At 65.8% G+C, this 15,268-nt stretch carries 13 protein-coding genes; 4 read left to right on the top strand and 9 right to left on the bottom strand.

Annotation, left to right across the window (positions count from 1 at the left end; all coding sequences use genetic code 11):
* Positions 1-4: 4 nt before the first annotated feature.
* The 6 genes from LRA98_RS02595 to LRA98_RS02620 form a co-directional block, all read right to left on the bottom strand.
* Positions 5-1,501: a mannose-1-phosphate guanylyltransferase/mannose-6-phosphate isomerase gene (locus tag LRA98_RS02595; RefSeq protein ID WP_443134935.1), complete on the bottom strand. Its 1,497-nt coding sequence runs from the start codon at positions 1,499-1,501 to the stop codon at positions 5-7.
* The gene (locus LRA98_RS02600) at positions 1,482-2,609 is read right to left on the bottom strand and encodes a nucleotidyltransferase domain-containing protein (protein WP_238632949.1); all 1,128 of its coding nucleotides are present in this window, start codon (positions 2,607-2,609) and stop codon (positions 1,482-1,484) included. Before LRA98_RS02600 ends, LRA98_RS02595 begins: the two co-directional genes overlap by 20 nt.
* Positions 2,593-3,498 (bottom strand): HprK-related kinase A, encoded by a 906-nt coding sequence (locus LRA98_RS02605; protein WP_238632948.1) that lies wholly within the window; start codon positions 3,496-3,498, stop codon positions 2,593-2,595. Before LRA98_RS02605 ends, LRA98_RS02600 begins: the two co-directional genes overlap by 17 nt.
* The gene (locus LRA98_RS02610) at positions 3,489-3,809 is read right to left on the bottom strand and encodes an HPr-rel-A system PqqD family peptide chaperone (protein ID WP_238640823.1); all 321 of its coding nucleotides are present in this window, start codon (positions 3,807-3,809) and stop codon (positions 3,489-3,491) included. Before LRA98_RS02610 ends, LRA98_RS02605 begins: the two co-directional genes overlap by 10 nt.
* The gene (locus LRA98_RS02615) at positions 3,778-4,449 is read right to left on the bottom strand and encodes a hypothetical protein (protein ID WP_201241999.1); all 672 of its coding nucleotides are present in this window, start codon (positions 4,447-4,449) and stop codon (positions 3,778-3,780) included. The genes LRA98_RS02610 and LRA98_RS02615 overlap by 32 nt, the downstream gene beginning before the upstream one ends.
* A gap of 267 nt (positions 4,450-4,716) precedes the next feature.
* Entirely contained in the window at positions 4,717-5,466 is a 750-nt protein-coding gene (locus tag LRA98_RS02620; protein WP_201241998.1) for a class I SAM-dependent methyltransferase, read from the bottom strand.
* Between the two features lie 107 nt (positions 5,467-5,573).
* On the opposite strand from LRA98_RS02620, the gene LRA98_RS02625 reads away from it, so the two are divergent.
* On the top strand, positions 5,574-7,004 hold the full coding sequence (locus LRA98_RS02625) for a right-handed parallel beta-helix repeat-containing protein (protein ID WP_238632947.1): 1,431 nt from the start codon (positions 5,574-5,576) through the stop codon (positions 7,002-7,004).
* On the opposite strand, the gene LRA98_RS02630 is transcribed toward LRA98_RS02625, so the two are convergent.
* The 3 genes from LRA98_RS02630 to LRA98_RS02640 all read right to left on the bottom strand — a co-directional run bounded on the left by LRA98_RS02630 (position 6,964) and on the right by LRA98_RS02640 (position 10,863).
* Complete coding sequence (locus LRA98_RS02630) at positions 6,964-7,962, bottom strand: VanZ family protein (protein WP_238632946.1); 999 nt, start codon at positions 7,960-7,962, stop codon at positions 6,964-6,966. The two genes, LRA98_RS02625 and LRA98_RS02630, sit on opposite strands and share 41 nt — an antisense overlap.
* A 92-nt stretch (positions 7,963-8,054) precedes the next feature.
* Positions 8,055-9,029: a polysaccharide deacetylase family protein gene (locus LRA98_RS02635; protein ID WP_443134936.1), complete on the bottom strand. Its 975-nt coding sequence runs from the start codon at positions 9,027-9,029 to the stop codon at positions 8,055-8,057.
* A 37-nt stretch (positions 9,030-9,066) separates the two neighbouring features.
* Positions 9,067-10,863 (bottom strand): ABC transporter ATP-binding protein, encoded by a 1,797-nt coding sequence (locus tag LRA98_RS02640; protein ID WP_238632944.1) that lies wholly within the window; start codon positions 10,861-10,863, stop codon positions 9,067-9,069.
* 262 nt (positions 10,864-11,125) lie between these two features.
* On the opposite strand from LRA98_RS02640, the gene LRA98_RS02645 reads away from it, so the two are divergent.
* Genes LRA98_RS02645 through LRA98_RS02655 form a run of 3 tightly spaced genes read left to right on the top strand, consistent with a single transcriptional unit; the run spans position 11,126 to position 15,267 of the window.
* Positions 11,126-12,451 carry a putative O-glycosylation ligase, exosortase A system-associated gene (locus LRA98_RS02645; protein WP_238632943.1) on the top strand — a complete coding sequence of 442 codons (1,326 nt, stop codon included), beginning with the start codon at positions 11,126-11,128 and terminating at the stop codon, positions 12,449-12,451.
* A 3-nt stretch (positions 12,452-12,454) separates the two neighbouring features.
* Complete coding sequence (locus LRA98_RS02650) at positions 12,455-14,035, top strand: acyl-CoA ligase (AMP-forming), exosortase A system-associated (protein WP_238632942.1); 1,581 nt, start codon at positions 12,455-12,457, stop codon at positions 14,033-14,035.
* On the top strand, positions 14,032-15,267 hold the full coding sequence (locus LRA98_RS02655) for a pyridoxal-dependent decarboxylase, exosortase A system-associated (RefSeq protein WP_238632941.1): 1,236 nt from the start codon (positions 14,032-14,034) through the stop codon (positions 15,265-15,267). The genes LRA98_RS02650 and LRA98_RS02655 overlap by 4 nt, the downstream gene beginning before the upstream one ends.
* The last annotated feature ends 1 nt before the right edge of the window (position 15,268 follow it).

Below are 15,268 nucleotides of genomic sequence, written 5' to 3' on the forward strand. Positions count from 1 at the left end.
GGGCTCAACCGGCCGCGGCAGGAAGCGGCGGCAGGCGCCCGTAGATATCCTCAAAGCGCAGGATATCGTCCTCCTCCAGATACGGACCGGTCTGGATCTCGATGATCTGCAACGGGATCCGACCCGGATTCTCGAGGCGGTGGATGCGCGTCGCCGGGACATAGGTGGACTGATTCTCCTCAAGGAACATCTCTTCGTCGCCGTTGATGACCCGGGCCGTACCGGCGATGACGACCCAATGCTCCGAGCGGTGGTGGTGCATCTGCAACGAGAGCTTACAGCCCGGATTCACAACAATCCGCTTGAGCTTGTAGCGGTGTCCAGACTCCAGGGTCGTATAACTGCCCCAGGGCCGCGCTACGGTGACGTGGGCCTCGGTGAGCTCGCGGCGGGTCTCACGCACCCGTCCTACCAGCGCCTTGAGCTCCGAAAGGCGCTGGCGTGGACAGACTAGGGTGGCGTCGCGTGTCTGCACCACGGCCAGTCCGGTTACCCCGTAGGAGGCCACTAGGGTGCCGTCATTGCTCCAGAGCAGACTGTCCCGGGTCTCGACGGGCAGGACCGCGCCGTGGGCCACATTGCCGGCCTCATCCTTGGGTCGCTCCTGATAGAGCGCCTCCCAGCTGCCGAGATCACTCCAACCGAGATCCACGGGGACGACAAGCGCGGCGCCCGCGGCAGGCTCGAGCACGCCGCAATCCACCGAAAGATCCGGCAGGGCAGCGTAGCAGCGGGGCTCGGGAGCGGCTCCGCGCTGCGCCCAATCCAAAACGGCCGCTGTCAGCTCCGGCTGATAGACCGCGAGCAGATCGAGGAAGCGATCGGCACGGAAGACGAACACGCCGACGTTCCAGAGATACCCCCCCTCCTGCAGGAAACCAGCCGCGGTCTCTGCATCCGGTTTTTCGACGAACCGTGCAACGGCCCGGACCCCAGGCAGGACCGGCGCGCCGGTCTGGATGTAGCCGAAGCCGGTGGCCGGACCGGTTGGGGTTACCCCGAGCAGCGTAAGCCCGCCGGCATCGGCTGCCTGCTCGGCAGCCGACCAGGCGTGCCGGAACGCCTCGAGGTCGGCGATTCGATGATCGGAAGGAAACACCCCGACCACCGCATCCGGCTCATCGACGGCGATGCGCGCCACGGCCCAGGCCACGGCTGGCAGTGTATTGCGCGCCACCGGCTCGGTGAGCACACCGTCAGCGAGGACGGGGTCAAGTTCATGCAGCTGACCCATGACCTCGAAACGGTGATCCATGTGGGTGACCGTGGTGATGTGCCGAGCCAACACCGCGGGCAAAAGGCGGGCAGCGGTCTCCTGGAGCAGCGTGCGTTCACTGGTCAGGGCGAGCAGTTGCTTGGGCATGGTGCTACGGGATAATGGCCACAGGCGCGTCCCCGACCCGCCGGCCAGGATCACGGCCCGACGTCGGTCGAAGATGGTTGAAGCAGAGATGCTTCCGGCGCTAGCGGACATGGCAGTATCACCCGTGGTTTTCGGCATCTGGGACCGGTGGGGGTAGGTGGGTTTCCGCCCGCGCCTGCCGCGCCTTATACAGCAGGTGGCGCAGCAGCAACAGCGGCGGCATCTTCAGCCAGTGCCCCCTCAGGAATAACAACCAGCCCGCCACGGCGCGCCTGCCCGGAACGGAGTCAGCGCGTGTGCGCAGACCAGTGCGGAGCAGCCTGCGCCATGCACTGCGATAAGGCCAGGCCGGCCTGTGGGCAGCCATCGCGGTATTCACCGATGGCGGCACCGGTGTGGCGAACCAGTCCTGCACCGCAACGAGGGCCGCCTCCAGCAAGCGCGCTAGGCCCAGCTCCCGGGACTCCTCCAGCAGATCTGCCCAGAAGGGCGCACCGACCTCGGCTTCGAAATGCACCAGCAGGGCGTGGATGTCGTAAAGGTTTCGCAAGGCACCCTCCCACTCGGTCTCGGCGAGGAGGTGGGCGACCGCATGCAGGACCAGGTGTGGCGGCGCCAGGATACGCGTTCGCCAGCCGGACACTGGCTCGGTTCGGTCGAACAGCCGCCGGGGATCGACCCGCACTGCAAAGGTCTCGGGGAGAATATTGTAGTGCAGGTCGAGCGTGGTTCCGCGACGGCCGTGAACCAGGGGTGGCAACTCGTGCATCCACTCCCGGTAGTAGCGATCGTCGTATTCACTGTGGTGACCACTCTGCCAGCCCTCGAAGAAGAGCAATTGCTCGGCACGCTCGACGCTGTCGCGGGGAAAGAGCAGATCGATGTCGTGACAGACCCGGCCCGCGGCATGAGGCAGGCCGGCGATGAGATAGGCCGCCCCCTTAAGCGCCACGGGCGGTGACAGCCCCTGCAGAACCCCCTCTTCGAGTTGACGCAACTCCCAGCGCAGGGCCTCGGCCTGTGTCTCGGCAGCCCACCCGGCACCACGCAGGTGACGCACCACCGAAGGGGGTAACCGCTCCGCCACCCCCGCTCGCCGGGCCTGTTCCCAGAGCGCACCGAGTAGCGCGGTCTCGCGGCCGGCCGCAATGACGCCAGACCATCGGGCTTCCGACCACTCCGGCAGGCATCGGGGGTTGCCGAGACCGCGACAGAGCCATTTACTCGGTTCAGGCCGTCTGGGCATCGATGTCCCCCACGACCTGCTCCAAGTCGCTGTAGGTCAGATCCCAGGCATCGACCTGTTCGGCGACGTCCACCAGGGCATGGAAAGCGCGCCTTCCCAGGACGGGGTAGTTGAACGCATTGGCCGCGAGTCCCAGCAGCACCCGCCCGGGGCTGCGAATCCGCCAGCGCGTGGCTGCGCCGGCACGGTAGCGAGGGAAAATCACCCAACCCGGCAGGGCGGACTCGGTCATGCGGGTGACGCTCTCGGGCGGCGGACGCATGTGAACCACCGTCCCCTTGAGGGTGTCGTGGCACGGCGCACTCAACCAGGCATGCGGCGCAAAGGCGCGGATTGCTTCCACCGAGGCGTTCTTGAGGCTGATCGGACGCACTGGTCCGGTAACGCAACCCGTCTCCGGATCGAGCAGCGTGGTTTCATCGCTGAGCAGCCGCCAGCCGCGCTGGCTGAGGGCTGCGCAAAGAGTACTTTTACCCGATCCCGGAGGACCCGTGAGCACCAGCGCACGACCATCGCGCTCCAACGCTGCAGCGTGCAGAACCAGCTGGTGCCGGATCTGGGTCGCCATGCACCAATTCATGCCCCACTCCAGCATCGGGAAGGCCTGGGCGTAGGGCAGCGGGCGGAAGACCTCACGGTGCTCGAACAGAAAGCACACCTGGCGACGGTAGAAGCGTCGAACCCCGTGCGGTGCGCGGATCTGGCACTGGAAGTCGACGAAACCACCCCCGTCCGCCACCGGGAAATCGGCGTAGAGCTGCCGGATTCCCTCCGCGACTCTGGAGATGGATGAGCGGATCCGCAGGGTCAGAGAGCCGGTCCGCAGGTCGAGCCCCGGCCCGGACAGGCGTTGTCGGACCTCAGCGGCCGGCATCCGCGCTACTTCCATCCCCGCTCCCCCCTGATCACGCCCCGCGCGCGCAGCCACTCCAGGGCTTCAAGCGCATCGGCATCTGCAAAGGGCGGATCATCGACGCCACGGAGTGTGGCCATCAGCGCTTCGGTGCCCCGAGGTCGCTCCTCTCTGGCCAGAATCCGGAACAGACGAGCCACCAACCCGGCCAGGCAATGGGTCTGTCCGGACCCAGCGTGGAAGATGACCACCTCACCGCCCAGATCCCGCATCTCCAACTCAACGCCGGCCAGCACCCAGCCTGGCGCTCCCCCGTCACGCGTAACTGCCCCAGCTTTGCTGGCCATCCATGGTGTTCTCCAGGAAGTAGTGGACCTGCGGGGCGGTGAGCGTATCCCCGGCAGCGGTGGTATAGGAGCCGGTCAACAGCGTGGTCGTTACGATGTCGATGACCTGCGCCTCGGTCAGGGGGAAATCCATAAGGTAGCGGGCATTGAGCAGCGTCGCCGTACCAAAGCGCAGCAGCTGCCTTTCAGTCATACCATTGAACTCGGCAACTCGGCTCTGCCCCGGACCCCGCACGGCGTCGTGCAGGGTCAGGTATTCGAAACCGCCACCTCTCCCCGGTCCGCCACCGGCGATCAGGGTATAGGACGGCAACCCGGGGAAACCGAACGAGGAATTGATCAGCTCCTCCCGTTGCTCGCCCCACTCCGGGTATTGCCGAGCCGAGGCCGGTCCCTGCCAGTAGCCCGGGGTGTAGCCGCCGCAGGGCTCAGGACCGTCCGGATGGCGGGAGACATTGGCGGAGACCCAGCCGGAGATCGTGCAATTAGCCGCTGCGCGCAGGGGCTGGCTGTGCAGTGTCAACAGCAGCGGGGCACTGGCGAGCGCCGCCTTGTTGAACCGCCTTCGGCTCCGCCCTGCACCGCCAAGCCCCTGGTCTTCAGGGGACTGCACAGAGTCACGAGGGACACGATCGACCATCTGGAAAGCTCCTCAGGGTTGAGCGGAAAACCACCGCCGAACGGCTCTCAGCCGGATTCGATCACGGCCTTTGCCGAACTATAGTACGTCCCGGCTGGGGGACACCGACCCACCGCAAGGCGCACCCGCCGGGAGACTCCTAGGACACCTTTTAGCAATCCTTATGCCAGGTTAATAGCCCTGGATAGGCCCATGATTTTTCGAGCTCTTTCAAACATACCCCGGGGCGGCGATATCCCGCTGTAAACCCTCTCGACAGCGGCACCCTTACCGCGGCACCCAGGCACGGAGGATGTAGGAGTGGCTGAGGCGACTCGCCAGACGCGGCGAAGCATCCAAGAGCCTGCGCAACCATGCCCCCTCGACCCACTCCTGCCCACGTGCCCAGGATGGCGGCAGCAAAGGCAACCAATGACATTCCAGGGGTTCGAGCCCCGCCGCGACCATTGCCTCGCGCAGCCCGGCACGGCGGTCGTAGCGCAAATGCGGCGCACGCCGCTGAAGCCGCCGACGCCATTCCGCCCACACGTGCGGAAAGCAGGCTCCATTCAGGGCATCGACCCAGACCTCACCACCGGGACGAACGACTCTTGCCATCTCCGACAGGGCGCATCGACGGCCCGCCACCGAGAGGGCCTGCATAACCCCGAAGCAGAGCACGCCGTCGAAGGTCGCCGCCGGAAACGGTAAGGCGCGGGCATCGGCAACCAGCCACCCCACCCCGGCTGGCGCACGATCCCGCGCCTTGCGCAGCGAGGGCTCGGCATAATCGACGCCGACGACCTCCCGCCCCTCGTTGTGCAGGTGCCGGCAGTACGTCCCGGCACCGCAGCCGATATCCAGCCAACGCTCGCCCGGCGGCTGGACGAGCGACCAGTGGGCGCGGAACTGGCGACTGCGCGCTGCCAGGCCGGTGGGGGTCCAGCCGGCAATGCCGGCATCATCATCCAGAGCCGCCCCGCGGGCCGTGAAGCGGCGATACCACCGCAGCGAGAACTCATCCCTTTCCGCACCCATCGCCTTGCGCCCCCCCCGATCGGCACCTAACCTCCTCATTGAAGCAGCTCGCCAACACCTTGCCCGGCACGCAGTTCCTGCAGGGCGACAACCTCGGGGGAAGCACCATGGCCAGGGGCCTGCGGGATTGGTTACATTGGGCATTGGTTGCCCCCCTGATGCTGGCCGCCGGCCTCTGCCAGGCCGAACTGCGCACGGTTACCAGCGGAGAAGAGCTCGCCGACGCGCTGCGCAGTGCCGCTGCCGGCGACACCATCGTGCTTCGCGACGGCGAGTACTCCCTAAGCCGCCAGACACTGCGACAGAGCGGCAGCGAGCAGGCCCCGATCACGGTCCAGGCCCTGCTTCCCGGGGGGGCACAGATTCGCGCCGACGGCGTCACCCAGTTCAAGGTCTACGGGGCCCACTGGCACTTTCGCGATCTAGATTTCCAAGGCGGCGCGCAGGCCAATCATGCGCTGCACATCGTTGCCGGTGCCGATCACACGGTCGTCGAGGGCAACCGTTTCCAGAACTTCCACGCTGCCATCAAGGGCAACGGCGAGGGGGATCCACGCCGTTTCCCGGACCACGTCCGGATCCACCGCAACATCTTCGTCAATGACGGTCCGCGGAATACACGCTACCCGCTCGTCCCCATCGACGTCGTCGGGGGCAAGGGGTGGCAGATCACCGAGAACTTCATAACTGACATTGGCCATGTGGCGGAACGGCGCGGGCGCAACTCCACGGCGGCCTTCGTCAAGGGCGGCGCCCGGCAGGCGGTCTTCGACCGGAACGTGGTGATCTGTGAATGGCGCCACCAGGGCGGACAGCGGCTGGGCCTGGCCTTCGGCAGCGGCGGCACCGAACAGGCTTTCTTCGATCGTCGCGGCTTGGAGTTCTGCGCAGACAATGACTGCCCCGAGGTGCGGGACAGCCGGATGACCAACAACATCATCCTCAATTGCCCCAATGGACCCGGCGTCTATGTGACCCGTTCGGAAAACGTGCTGATTGCCCACAACACGATCTATGACGCCTACGGGATCCAGGCCCGCTTTCCCCAAACCCGAGCCCACATCACACACAACCTGCTCACCGGCACGGTCTGGTCGCGGGATGGGGCCCAGCTAGAGGAGAGCCACAACCTATACAGCGGGCAGCTCGGCGTAGCCAACTATCTCCCGAGCATTCGCAATCGCCTGCCTGAAACGCAGGGCCACGGGGCCGAGTGGCTCGTGGAGCGCACCCTTACCGGCCTGGACTGGATGGGTGAGCGGCGCCCGGCCAAGGGCCTCGCCCGATTCGAGAACTGGATGGTGGCGCCGGCTTTCGGCAATCTCGCCCTGCTCGACGAATCACCGATCGTCGCCCGCGGTTCATCAACGTTGATCACGGACCACGACTTCTGCGGCCGACCACGTCGGGCACCGGCGGATATCGGTGCCCTAGAGTACAAGACCGATGTACCCTGCAGCCTGGAAGCGGAATTACAACGCCGTCATGGGGTGCTCTTCACCGGTCTGACCGCCCCCCCGGAGGCGATCCACCCCTGAGCGCTGGGTTCTGCCGCGACAGCGCACCAAGCAACCAAGCCGTGGTGACCGCTGCCACCACCGCAATCACCACCCCCGAGGTGTCCGGACGCCCGGTGACGAGGAAGAGTTTGCCCGCCTCCATACCGGTGGCTACCAACCCCGCACAGAGCGCTGCCATCAGGCCGAGTTGTCCGAATCGCTGAGCGGGGCGACGGCTGAGCAGCCATACGGCTCCCCCCACGGGGATGTAGAGGGCCAAGTGTGCAAGGACGCTGCGCAGAGCGGCCCACTCCGACACGTGGTAGTGGGCGTAGAACGGTATCCAGCGGATCACGGAGCGACGCTCCCAGGCCCACTCTCCCTCAAGATGGTAGGGCCCGAACCCGTGATGAAAAGCCACCAGGAGCAGTATGTAGCCAGGGCAGATCCAGACCAGCGCCCTGCGCAGCGGTTCGCGAGCGCGCTCGACGCCCTCAGCCGCGTGGCATAGCTGACGGCGGAGGCGACCCTCCTGAGCGGTCCGGCCTGCGGCGACCGCAGCCTCGAAACGGGGCCACAGCAGCAGCCAGAGCACACCGCCCAGCACCCCACCAAGGAAGTTGGCAGAGATGTCGGCGATTGCCGGATACCGGTACGGCAACCAGATCTGCAGAAACTCGACCACGCACGTCACGGCCAGTGCCAACAGGGCGACCCCTGCCACCACCACCAGGCGGCCTACGCGCCGACGTACCCGCCAGCCGAGCCAGGCCGCCCAGAAGAAGCCCAATGGCAAAAACATGACGACGTTGGCGAACCACTGCGGGTAGTTGATACTGGCGGGCTCGGGCACCGAGATACTCAGGTAGATCTCCCAGGCCCTTGCCAGCGAGACCTCACCGAACTGGAACGGCAACAGCGTTAGATAGAGGATCCCGGCCAGGGACAGCCAGGCGCACCAGGCGAGCACCCTCGGGGACGGGGGAAGCTTTCCCATGAACGCGGCTCAGCACCTCCTCGCAGCACACCCTAACACCACGCCGGCTCCCCGCCCGGCGCCCTACAACGCCCGGAGAACGCGCCTTGCGGTCAGGGAACGTACAGTCGCGTGAGATTGTGCACCAAACGGCCGGCGAATGCTGCCGGGTGCCGCGACCAAGGGGTGAAACGGGCCAGCTGATAGGGGTCCGTGCGCCGACCCGAGACCCCCGCGACCATCGAGACCGCCGCCTCGAAGCCACAGGCCCGGACCATAGCCACATGGTGGGGCCCATAGTCCCGGCCTGGATGACCGTTGGGATAGGCGAACAGGCGTACGGGGCAGCCCAGGATCGATTCCAGTTCCTCCCGCCCCTGACCGATCTCCGCCCTAGCCCGGGTACGACTCACCCGGCTCAGGATCGGATGGTTACGGGTATGTCCACCAACCTCCATCCCTGCGCCTACCAGCGCCCGCAGCTGATCCCGTCCCATCATGGGACTGGCCACCGACACTCCGCTCAGCCCTTTTACGAGGGCCTCGACCCGCTCATTGCGCTCATCGTCGTCGAGGTGCTTGACGGCCTGGATCACTTCCCCGATTAACCGAAGACGATCTGCATCCCCCTCAAGGAGAACCCGTTGCCCAAGATCCACGGCCGAGAGATCCAAAGGCCCTACCGGAACCCCCCTGAAGGCTTCGATGAGCCGGTCGTTGAACATCACGCCGCCGTCCAGATACCCCACGGCAATGAAGAAAGTGGCAGGCAGCTCCAGTTCGCGCAGGATTGGCAACGCCACTTCGCAGTTATCCGCATAGCCGTCGTCGAAGGTGATACACAGCGCTCGTGGCGGCAACCGATCCGCACGCAGCCGACGCACCGCCTCGGCCAGGGGCAGCACCTGGAACAGAGTCGAGACCAGCTCCATCTGACTCCGGAAAGCAGCCACCTCCGGGTCGTACGGGCGCAACGGGTCCGCTGAGGGAAGCACGCGATGATAGACGAGGATCGACAAGCGACCGCGCCATCCGCCTGGGGCAAGCAGACTCGCCATCGGGCGCAGGGCCCCGATCAATCCCGGCATTCGAACCGGCGGGCGGGCGGGCGGACGTGCCGGTGCACTACCCCACACCGGCGAGTCTCCGGAACCGTTCCCCTTCCCGACTTAGGGCCTCCCAGGTACCCGCTTCCACCACGCGGCCACGCTCGAGTACGAAAATGCACTCGCAAGACTTAACCGTTGAGAGTCGGTGAGCTACCAAGATGATCGTCTTGCGATGGGCGAGGTTATGGACGGCTTCCATAACGGCCCGTTCAGTGGCGTTATCCAGAGCGCTGGTGGCCTCGTCGAAAACCAGCACCGGCGGGTCCCGATAGAGGGCACGGGCAATACCGATCCGCTGTCGCTGCCCCCCGGACAGACGCATGCCACGCTCACCGACCCGGGTGGCATAGCCGTCAGCCAGTTCAGTCATGACGAATTCGTGCAGATTCGCCAGGCGCGATGCCCGCTCGACCGCCTCCGGATCAATGGCCTCCGGGGCCACGCCCAGGGCGATGTTCCCCGCCACAGTGTCGTCGGCCAGAAAGATGTGCTGCGGGACATAGCCCACGGCAGCTTGCCAGCAGCGGTGATTCCCGGGGGTCACGGGCACCCCGTCGACGGTGAGCTGACCGGTCTGCGGCTCGAGCAGACCGAGCAAAAGGTCGATCACTGTGCTCTTGCCCGCCCCGGACGGCCCAACCAGACCGACGGTCGCGTTAGCCGGAACCTCTAGGTTCAGGTCCTCCACCGCCGGCCGGTTTGCGCCGGGATAACGGTACGTCACCCCCACCAGCCTGACTGCACTGCCCGGGACGAGGGGGTGCAACTCGTCCCCGGATCGAAGGAGCGGCACCGTGTCGGGGCGCTCACCCAGCTCGGCAAGCAACCGTTCAACGGCCGGCATGGTAAAGCGGATCCGACTGACCCCGTGGAAGATCGTCTGGAACGCCGGCACCAGGCGCTTGGCAGCCAGAGCATAAACACCGATAACGGGTAGCGCATACGCAAGCCCCTCACCGCCCAGCAGGTAGAGCACCAGCAGGATCACGCCACCGAAAGCAATGGCCTCGATGGCGTAAAGTGGAAGATCGGCAGCCACGCTGGCGTTGGCCTGGTGCCGGGCATAGTCCCGGGCGGCATCGCGATAGCGCTCGAGGTAGACAGGCTCGCGCGCGAGCAGACGAATTTCCTTGGCACCAGCGAACGCCTCCCCCACAGCCAGGAAGCGAAGCCGGTTGGCCTCCAGACGGGCGTCTCCGATACGCCTTAGCCAGGCCCGGACACCCATGTAAATGCCACTGTAGATACCGGCGAACGCGGCGGCCACGATCATGGCCAGCCACGGATCGATAACCAGCAATAGCAGCACCATGGCCACCACAAGCACCAACTGGCTGGCAACCCGCAGCGCCGGCAGAACCGCCCCTTCCACCACCTGCCGGGTCTCTTCGAGCACGGACTTCGAGAGCTCGGTCGAATTACGCCCGAGAAAAAACGCGTAGGGACGACACAGGAAATCGCCCAGCAAACGCTGCGAAAGCGCGTACTGGAGGCTGTGCGAGAAGTGCGTCGTCCCCCACACGGTCGTCGCCTGCAGCGCGTTGCCGACCATGATCAGCAGGAACGAAACGCCACCAAGGAAAACCAGGAACACTTGGGGGTCTGCAAACCCCAACCCGTCATAAGCCCGCCCGAGCCACTCGTTGCGATCAATGACCGATGGATCCCCGAGCACCGACAGGAACGGCATCACCGACGCCACACTGACTGCCTGAACCAAGGAGTTGACCACCACCGCACCGAATAGCGCCGCGGCCAGCCAGCGTTCACGGCGTGTGGTCAGAGAGAGCAGACACCGCTGGATCGAGTGCATACAAAGGCTTTCCTCTTCGGCCTGCGGCCTCACGAGGGGGCACAGCGGCGATGAGCCTGCGCAGCGCTCCCATGACTGGGAAGCTTAGTCGAGAGATAGACCACCGCAGCGGGATTCCTGTCCTATCTTTACTCAAGGCGCATCCGTGCCGACCCGGCCCGGGGCAGGGCAGCCGCGCCCGAGTGCCGGCCGGCATCGAGGAGCGACCGTCATTCCGCTACGCGATCTGATTTTCGGCGCCATTCTCGCCGGCCTGATCCCAGTGATTCTGGTCAGGCCCTGGACCGGTGTACTGGGTTGGTACTGGGTGGGTCTCATGAACCCGCACCGCATCAGCTGGGGGCCGCTGGCCGATGCGCCCCTGGCCATGCTGGTCGGCAGCGTGACCCTCGTGGCCATGCTCTACGCCCGAGAGCGACGCCTCCCCCCGGCTACGCCGGAGATGGTGCTCCTGCTGCTGTTCATCGGGCACTTCACGATCGTGACCTTCCTCTTCTCCTGGTTGCCGGACGACGCCTACATGCTGTGGGACATCCGCATCAAGATCATGCTCATGACCCTGGTGGCCATCATCTTGGTCACCGGCCGCGAGCGGACCACAGCGCTCATGGCCGTTCTGGCTTTGTCGGTCGGCTACTACGGAATCAAGGGCGGGCTGTTCGCCCTGCGCACCGGTTTCTCGGACATGGTGCTCGGGCCAGCCGGGACCTTCATCGGCGGCAATACCGACATCGGCCTAGCCCTGGCCATGATCCTGCCCTTGCTGCTTATCCTCGCCCGCCAGGTCTACCAGGGCCGGTTTGCCCTGCCCATCCGGGTCCCCGGCTGGGAGCGACTTCGGCGCCCCATCGGGCTGGCGCTCTACGCCGGCTTTTGGCTAACTGCTGCGGCGGTCGTGGGCACCCACTCGCGGGGCGCCTGGGTGGCTCTGGCGGTGGTCGCCCCTCTGCTCTTTCTTGGCATGCGCTTCAAGCTGACCATGGTCGCCTTGGCGGTCTTCGGTGTAGGCGTCGTCGGCGTCACGGTACCCGATCGAATGGCTGCTCAATGGGAGCGGCTTGTCCACTACGAAGAAGACGCCTCGGCACAGGGGCGCATCGAAGCCTGGAACGTTGCTTGGAACATCGCCAAGGAGGCGCCCCTGACCGGCTCCGGATTCGGCACCCAGCGCCTGCCCGATGCCCTCTGGCTCAGTTACTACAGCGGTGACAACCCCGATGTCCAACGCCGGGCCGTACACAGCATCTATTTCCAGACCCTCGGCAACTTGGGATTCGTCGGTTTGGCTTTGTTCCTGGGTATTCTCGGGTTCACCCTCTGGAGCCTGACCCGGATCTTCCTTGAGGCGCGCAGGGCAACGCATACGCTTTGGATTGCCGAGTGGGCCTGGGCCATCGGACTCGGCATTGTTGCTTACGCCGTGGCCGGGGCATTCCTGAGCCTGGCTTATTTCGACCTCTACTTCGCCTTCGTCGCCGCGGCCATCATTCTGCGCCGCGAGCTGCGTGACGACCGCAGCTCCGCAACCATGCCGGTGCCCGCTGCAGCGCCGTCATCCCTACCTACCACCGAGCGACTCGGAGCCTGACCCATGCCCCGCCTGCTCCACGATCTGCTCCTGCACACCGCGACTCTGAATCCACAGGCCGTGGCGCTGCGCCAGGGCGCGCAGCGCTGGACCTACGCCGAGCTGGCCACAGCGGTGGAGTACGCTGCACGCGGGCTCAACGCGCTGGGTCTGGGACGGGACGAGCGGGTGGCAATTTTCCTCGAAAAGCGGCCCGAGTCGGTAGTCGCGCTGTTCGCAGCGAGCGCAGCCGGAGGCATCGCGGTCCCGATCAACCCCCAGCTCCGTCCAGCCCAGGTTCGACATGTCGTCAAGGACTCCGGGGCGAGCGTGCTGGTCACCTCAGGCGTTCGCTACCAGGAGCTCAAGGACGCGCTGCAAGCCTGCACGCACCTTCGCCATGCGCTTCTTACCGAGCCGCGCAGCGATCAAACCGAACCATCACTGCCCGCGATCCGCCCCTGGGGAGACTGGCCCACCGGTGGCTGCTGCCCGCAAAGGATCGAAACGGACCTGGCTGCGCTGCTTTATACCTCTGGCAGCACCGGCCGCCCCAAGGGCGTGGTGCTCAACCATCGCAACCTAGTGACCGGTGCCGAGAGTGTCAGCGAATACCTGGAGAACACCGCCGAGGACCGCATCCTCTGTGTACTGCCGCTGAGCTTCGACTACGGCTTGAGCCAGTTGACTACCGCCCTGGCCGTCGGTGCCGAAGCGGTGCTGCTCAATCACCTGCTGGCCCGGGATGTCGTCTGCGCAGTGGCACGCCACGGCATTACCGGTCTAGCCGCTGTGCCTCCGTTATGGGTCGAGCTGGCGCAGCTGGACTGGCCCGCCGAAGCGGCATCGAACCTGCGCTATTTCACGAACTCCGGCGGGGCGCTGCCGACCTCAGCCCTAGCCAAACTGCGTGCCCGCCTTCCCGGCGCCCGCCCCTTCCTGATGTACGGGCTGACCGAGGCCTTTCGCTCCACCTACCTGCCCCCGGAGGAGATCGATCAACGTCCCGGCTCCATGGGTCGAGCCATCCCCAACGCAGAAATCGGGGTCGTCCGCCCGGACGGCTCCCCGTGCATGCCCCTCGAGCCCGGGGAACTGGTTCACCGCGGCCCACTGGTCAGCCAGGGCTACTGGAACGCCCCGGAGGCGACCGCCGCACGTTTTCGCCCGGCACCCGGACGGCCCGCTCAGGCGCCTCTGGCGGAGCTAGCCGTTTGGTCCGGGGACACCGTATACGCCGACGCCGACGGTTTTCTTTACTTCGTCGGCCGCCGCGACGAGATGATCAAGACCTCCGGTTTCCGCGTCAGCCCGCTGGAAATTGAAGAGGTCCTGGACGGCCTCCCGGGGCTGGGGGAACATGCAGCCTTGGGGATCCCGGACGATCGGCTCGGCGAAGCCATCGCGCTGGTCGGCCAGACGGCGGGAGCCACGCCGGAGCAGATCCTCACGCGTTGCCGCGAACGTCTGCCTGCCTATATGGTGCCGACCCAGATACGCCTGCAGACCGCCCCCCTGCCACGCAACGCCAACGGCAAGATCGACCGTGCCGGTCTACGTCAAACACTGAACGCTAACCCACCGGCTGCCGGAGAACGGTCATGACCCCCCATGTCAGCGACCTCGCCTGCATGGAGATCTTCACCGTCGTCAATGACCACCTGTGCGTCGGCGGTACCGACGTGGAGACCCTGGTCACGCAGGCGGGCGGGACACCGGCTTTCATCTACGGCCGGGCCATGGTGGACCAGCGCGTGGACGCGCTGCGAGCCCATCTCCCCGAGGACGTGCATCTCCATTATGCGATCAAAGCCAACCCGTTACCCGGACTGGTCGAGCACCTCGGTCGGCGTGTCGATGGGCTGGATGTTGCATCACTGAGCGAACTGAAACTCGCCCTGTCTACCGGAATCCCCGCACGGGATATCAGCTTCGCAGGGCCGGGGAAACGCGACGCGGAGCTTGCCGCGGCGATTAGCGCCGGGGTGATCCTGAGCGTCGAATCCGAAAATGAATTCAGTCGTATCCTGACTCAGGCCGACACTTTGGGGATCACACCGCAGATCGCCCTGCGGGTGAACCCGGATTTCGAACTTAAGTCGTCCGGTATGCGTATGGGCGGCGGGGCGAGGCCCTTCGGCATCGATGCCGAACAGATGCCGGATCTGCTGCGCGAAGTCGCCGGCTCGGGCGCCCACTTCCAGGGCCTGCAGATCTTCGCCGGATCCCAGAGCCTGCGCGCCGAGGCGCTGATCGCCACCCAGGACGCTATCTTTGACTTGGCTTACCGCCTGGCCGACCAGGCCCCGGGCCCTCTGCGCCTGCTCAACATCGGCGGAGGACTGGGCATCCCCTACTTCCCCGGTGAGCAACCGGTCGATCTGGCGGCCATTTCCGAAAATCTTCACAGACGCATGGCCGTTTGCCGGGAACGTCTGCCGCAGGCCCGGATCATCCTCGAACTGGGTCGGTACCTGGTTGGGGAAGCCGGGGTATACCTGACCCGGATCATTGACCGCAAGAGTTCCCGCGGACAGGTTTTCCTGGTCACCGACGGGGGCATGCACCACCACCTGGCGGCTTCCGGCAATCTCGGCCAAGTCCTGCGCAAGAACTATCCCGTGGCCATTGCCACCCGCATGAGGGAGCCGGAAGCCGAAATCGCATCAGTGGTAGGCCCGCTATGCACGCCGCTGGACATCCTCGCCGACCGGGTCGAGCTCCCCGTAGCTCAGGTCGGCGACCTAGTCGCCGTCTTCCAATCGGGGGCTTACGGGCTGTCCGCCAGCCCGACCGGGTTCCTCGGCCACCCGCACGCGCGAGAGATCCTCATATAGG

This window comes from Halorhodospira sp. M38 (assembly GCF_022227985.1).
GTDB classification, from domain to species: Bacteria; Pseudomonadota; Gammaproteobacteria; order Nitrococcales; family Halorhodospiraceae; genus Halorhodospira; species Halorhodospira halophila_A.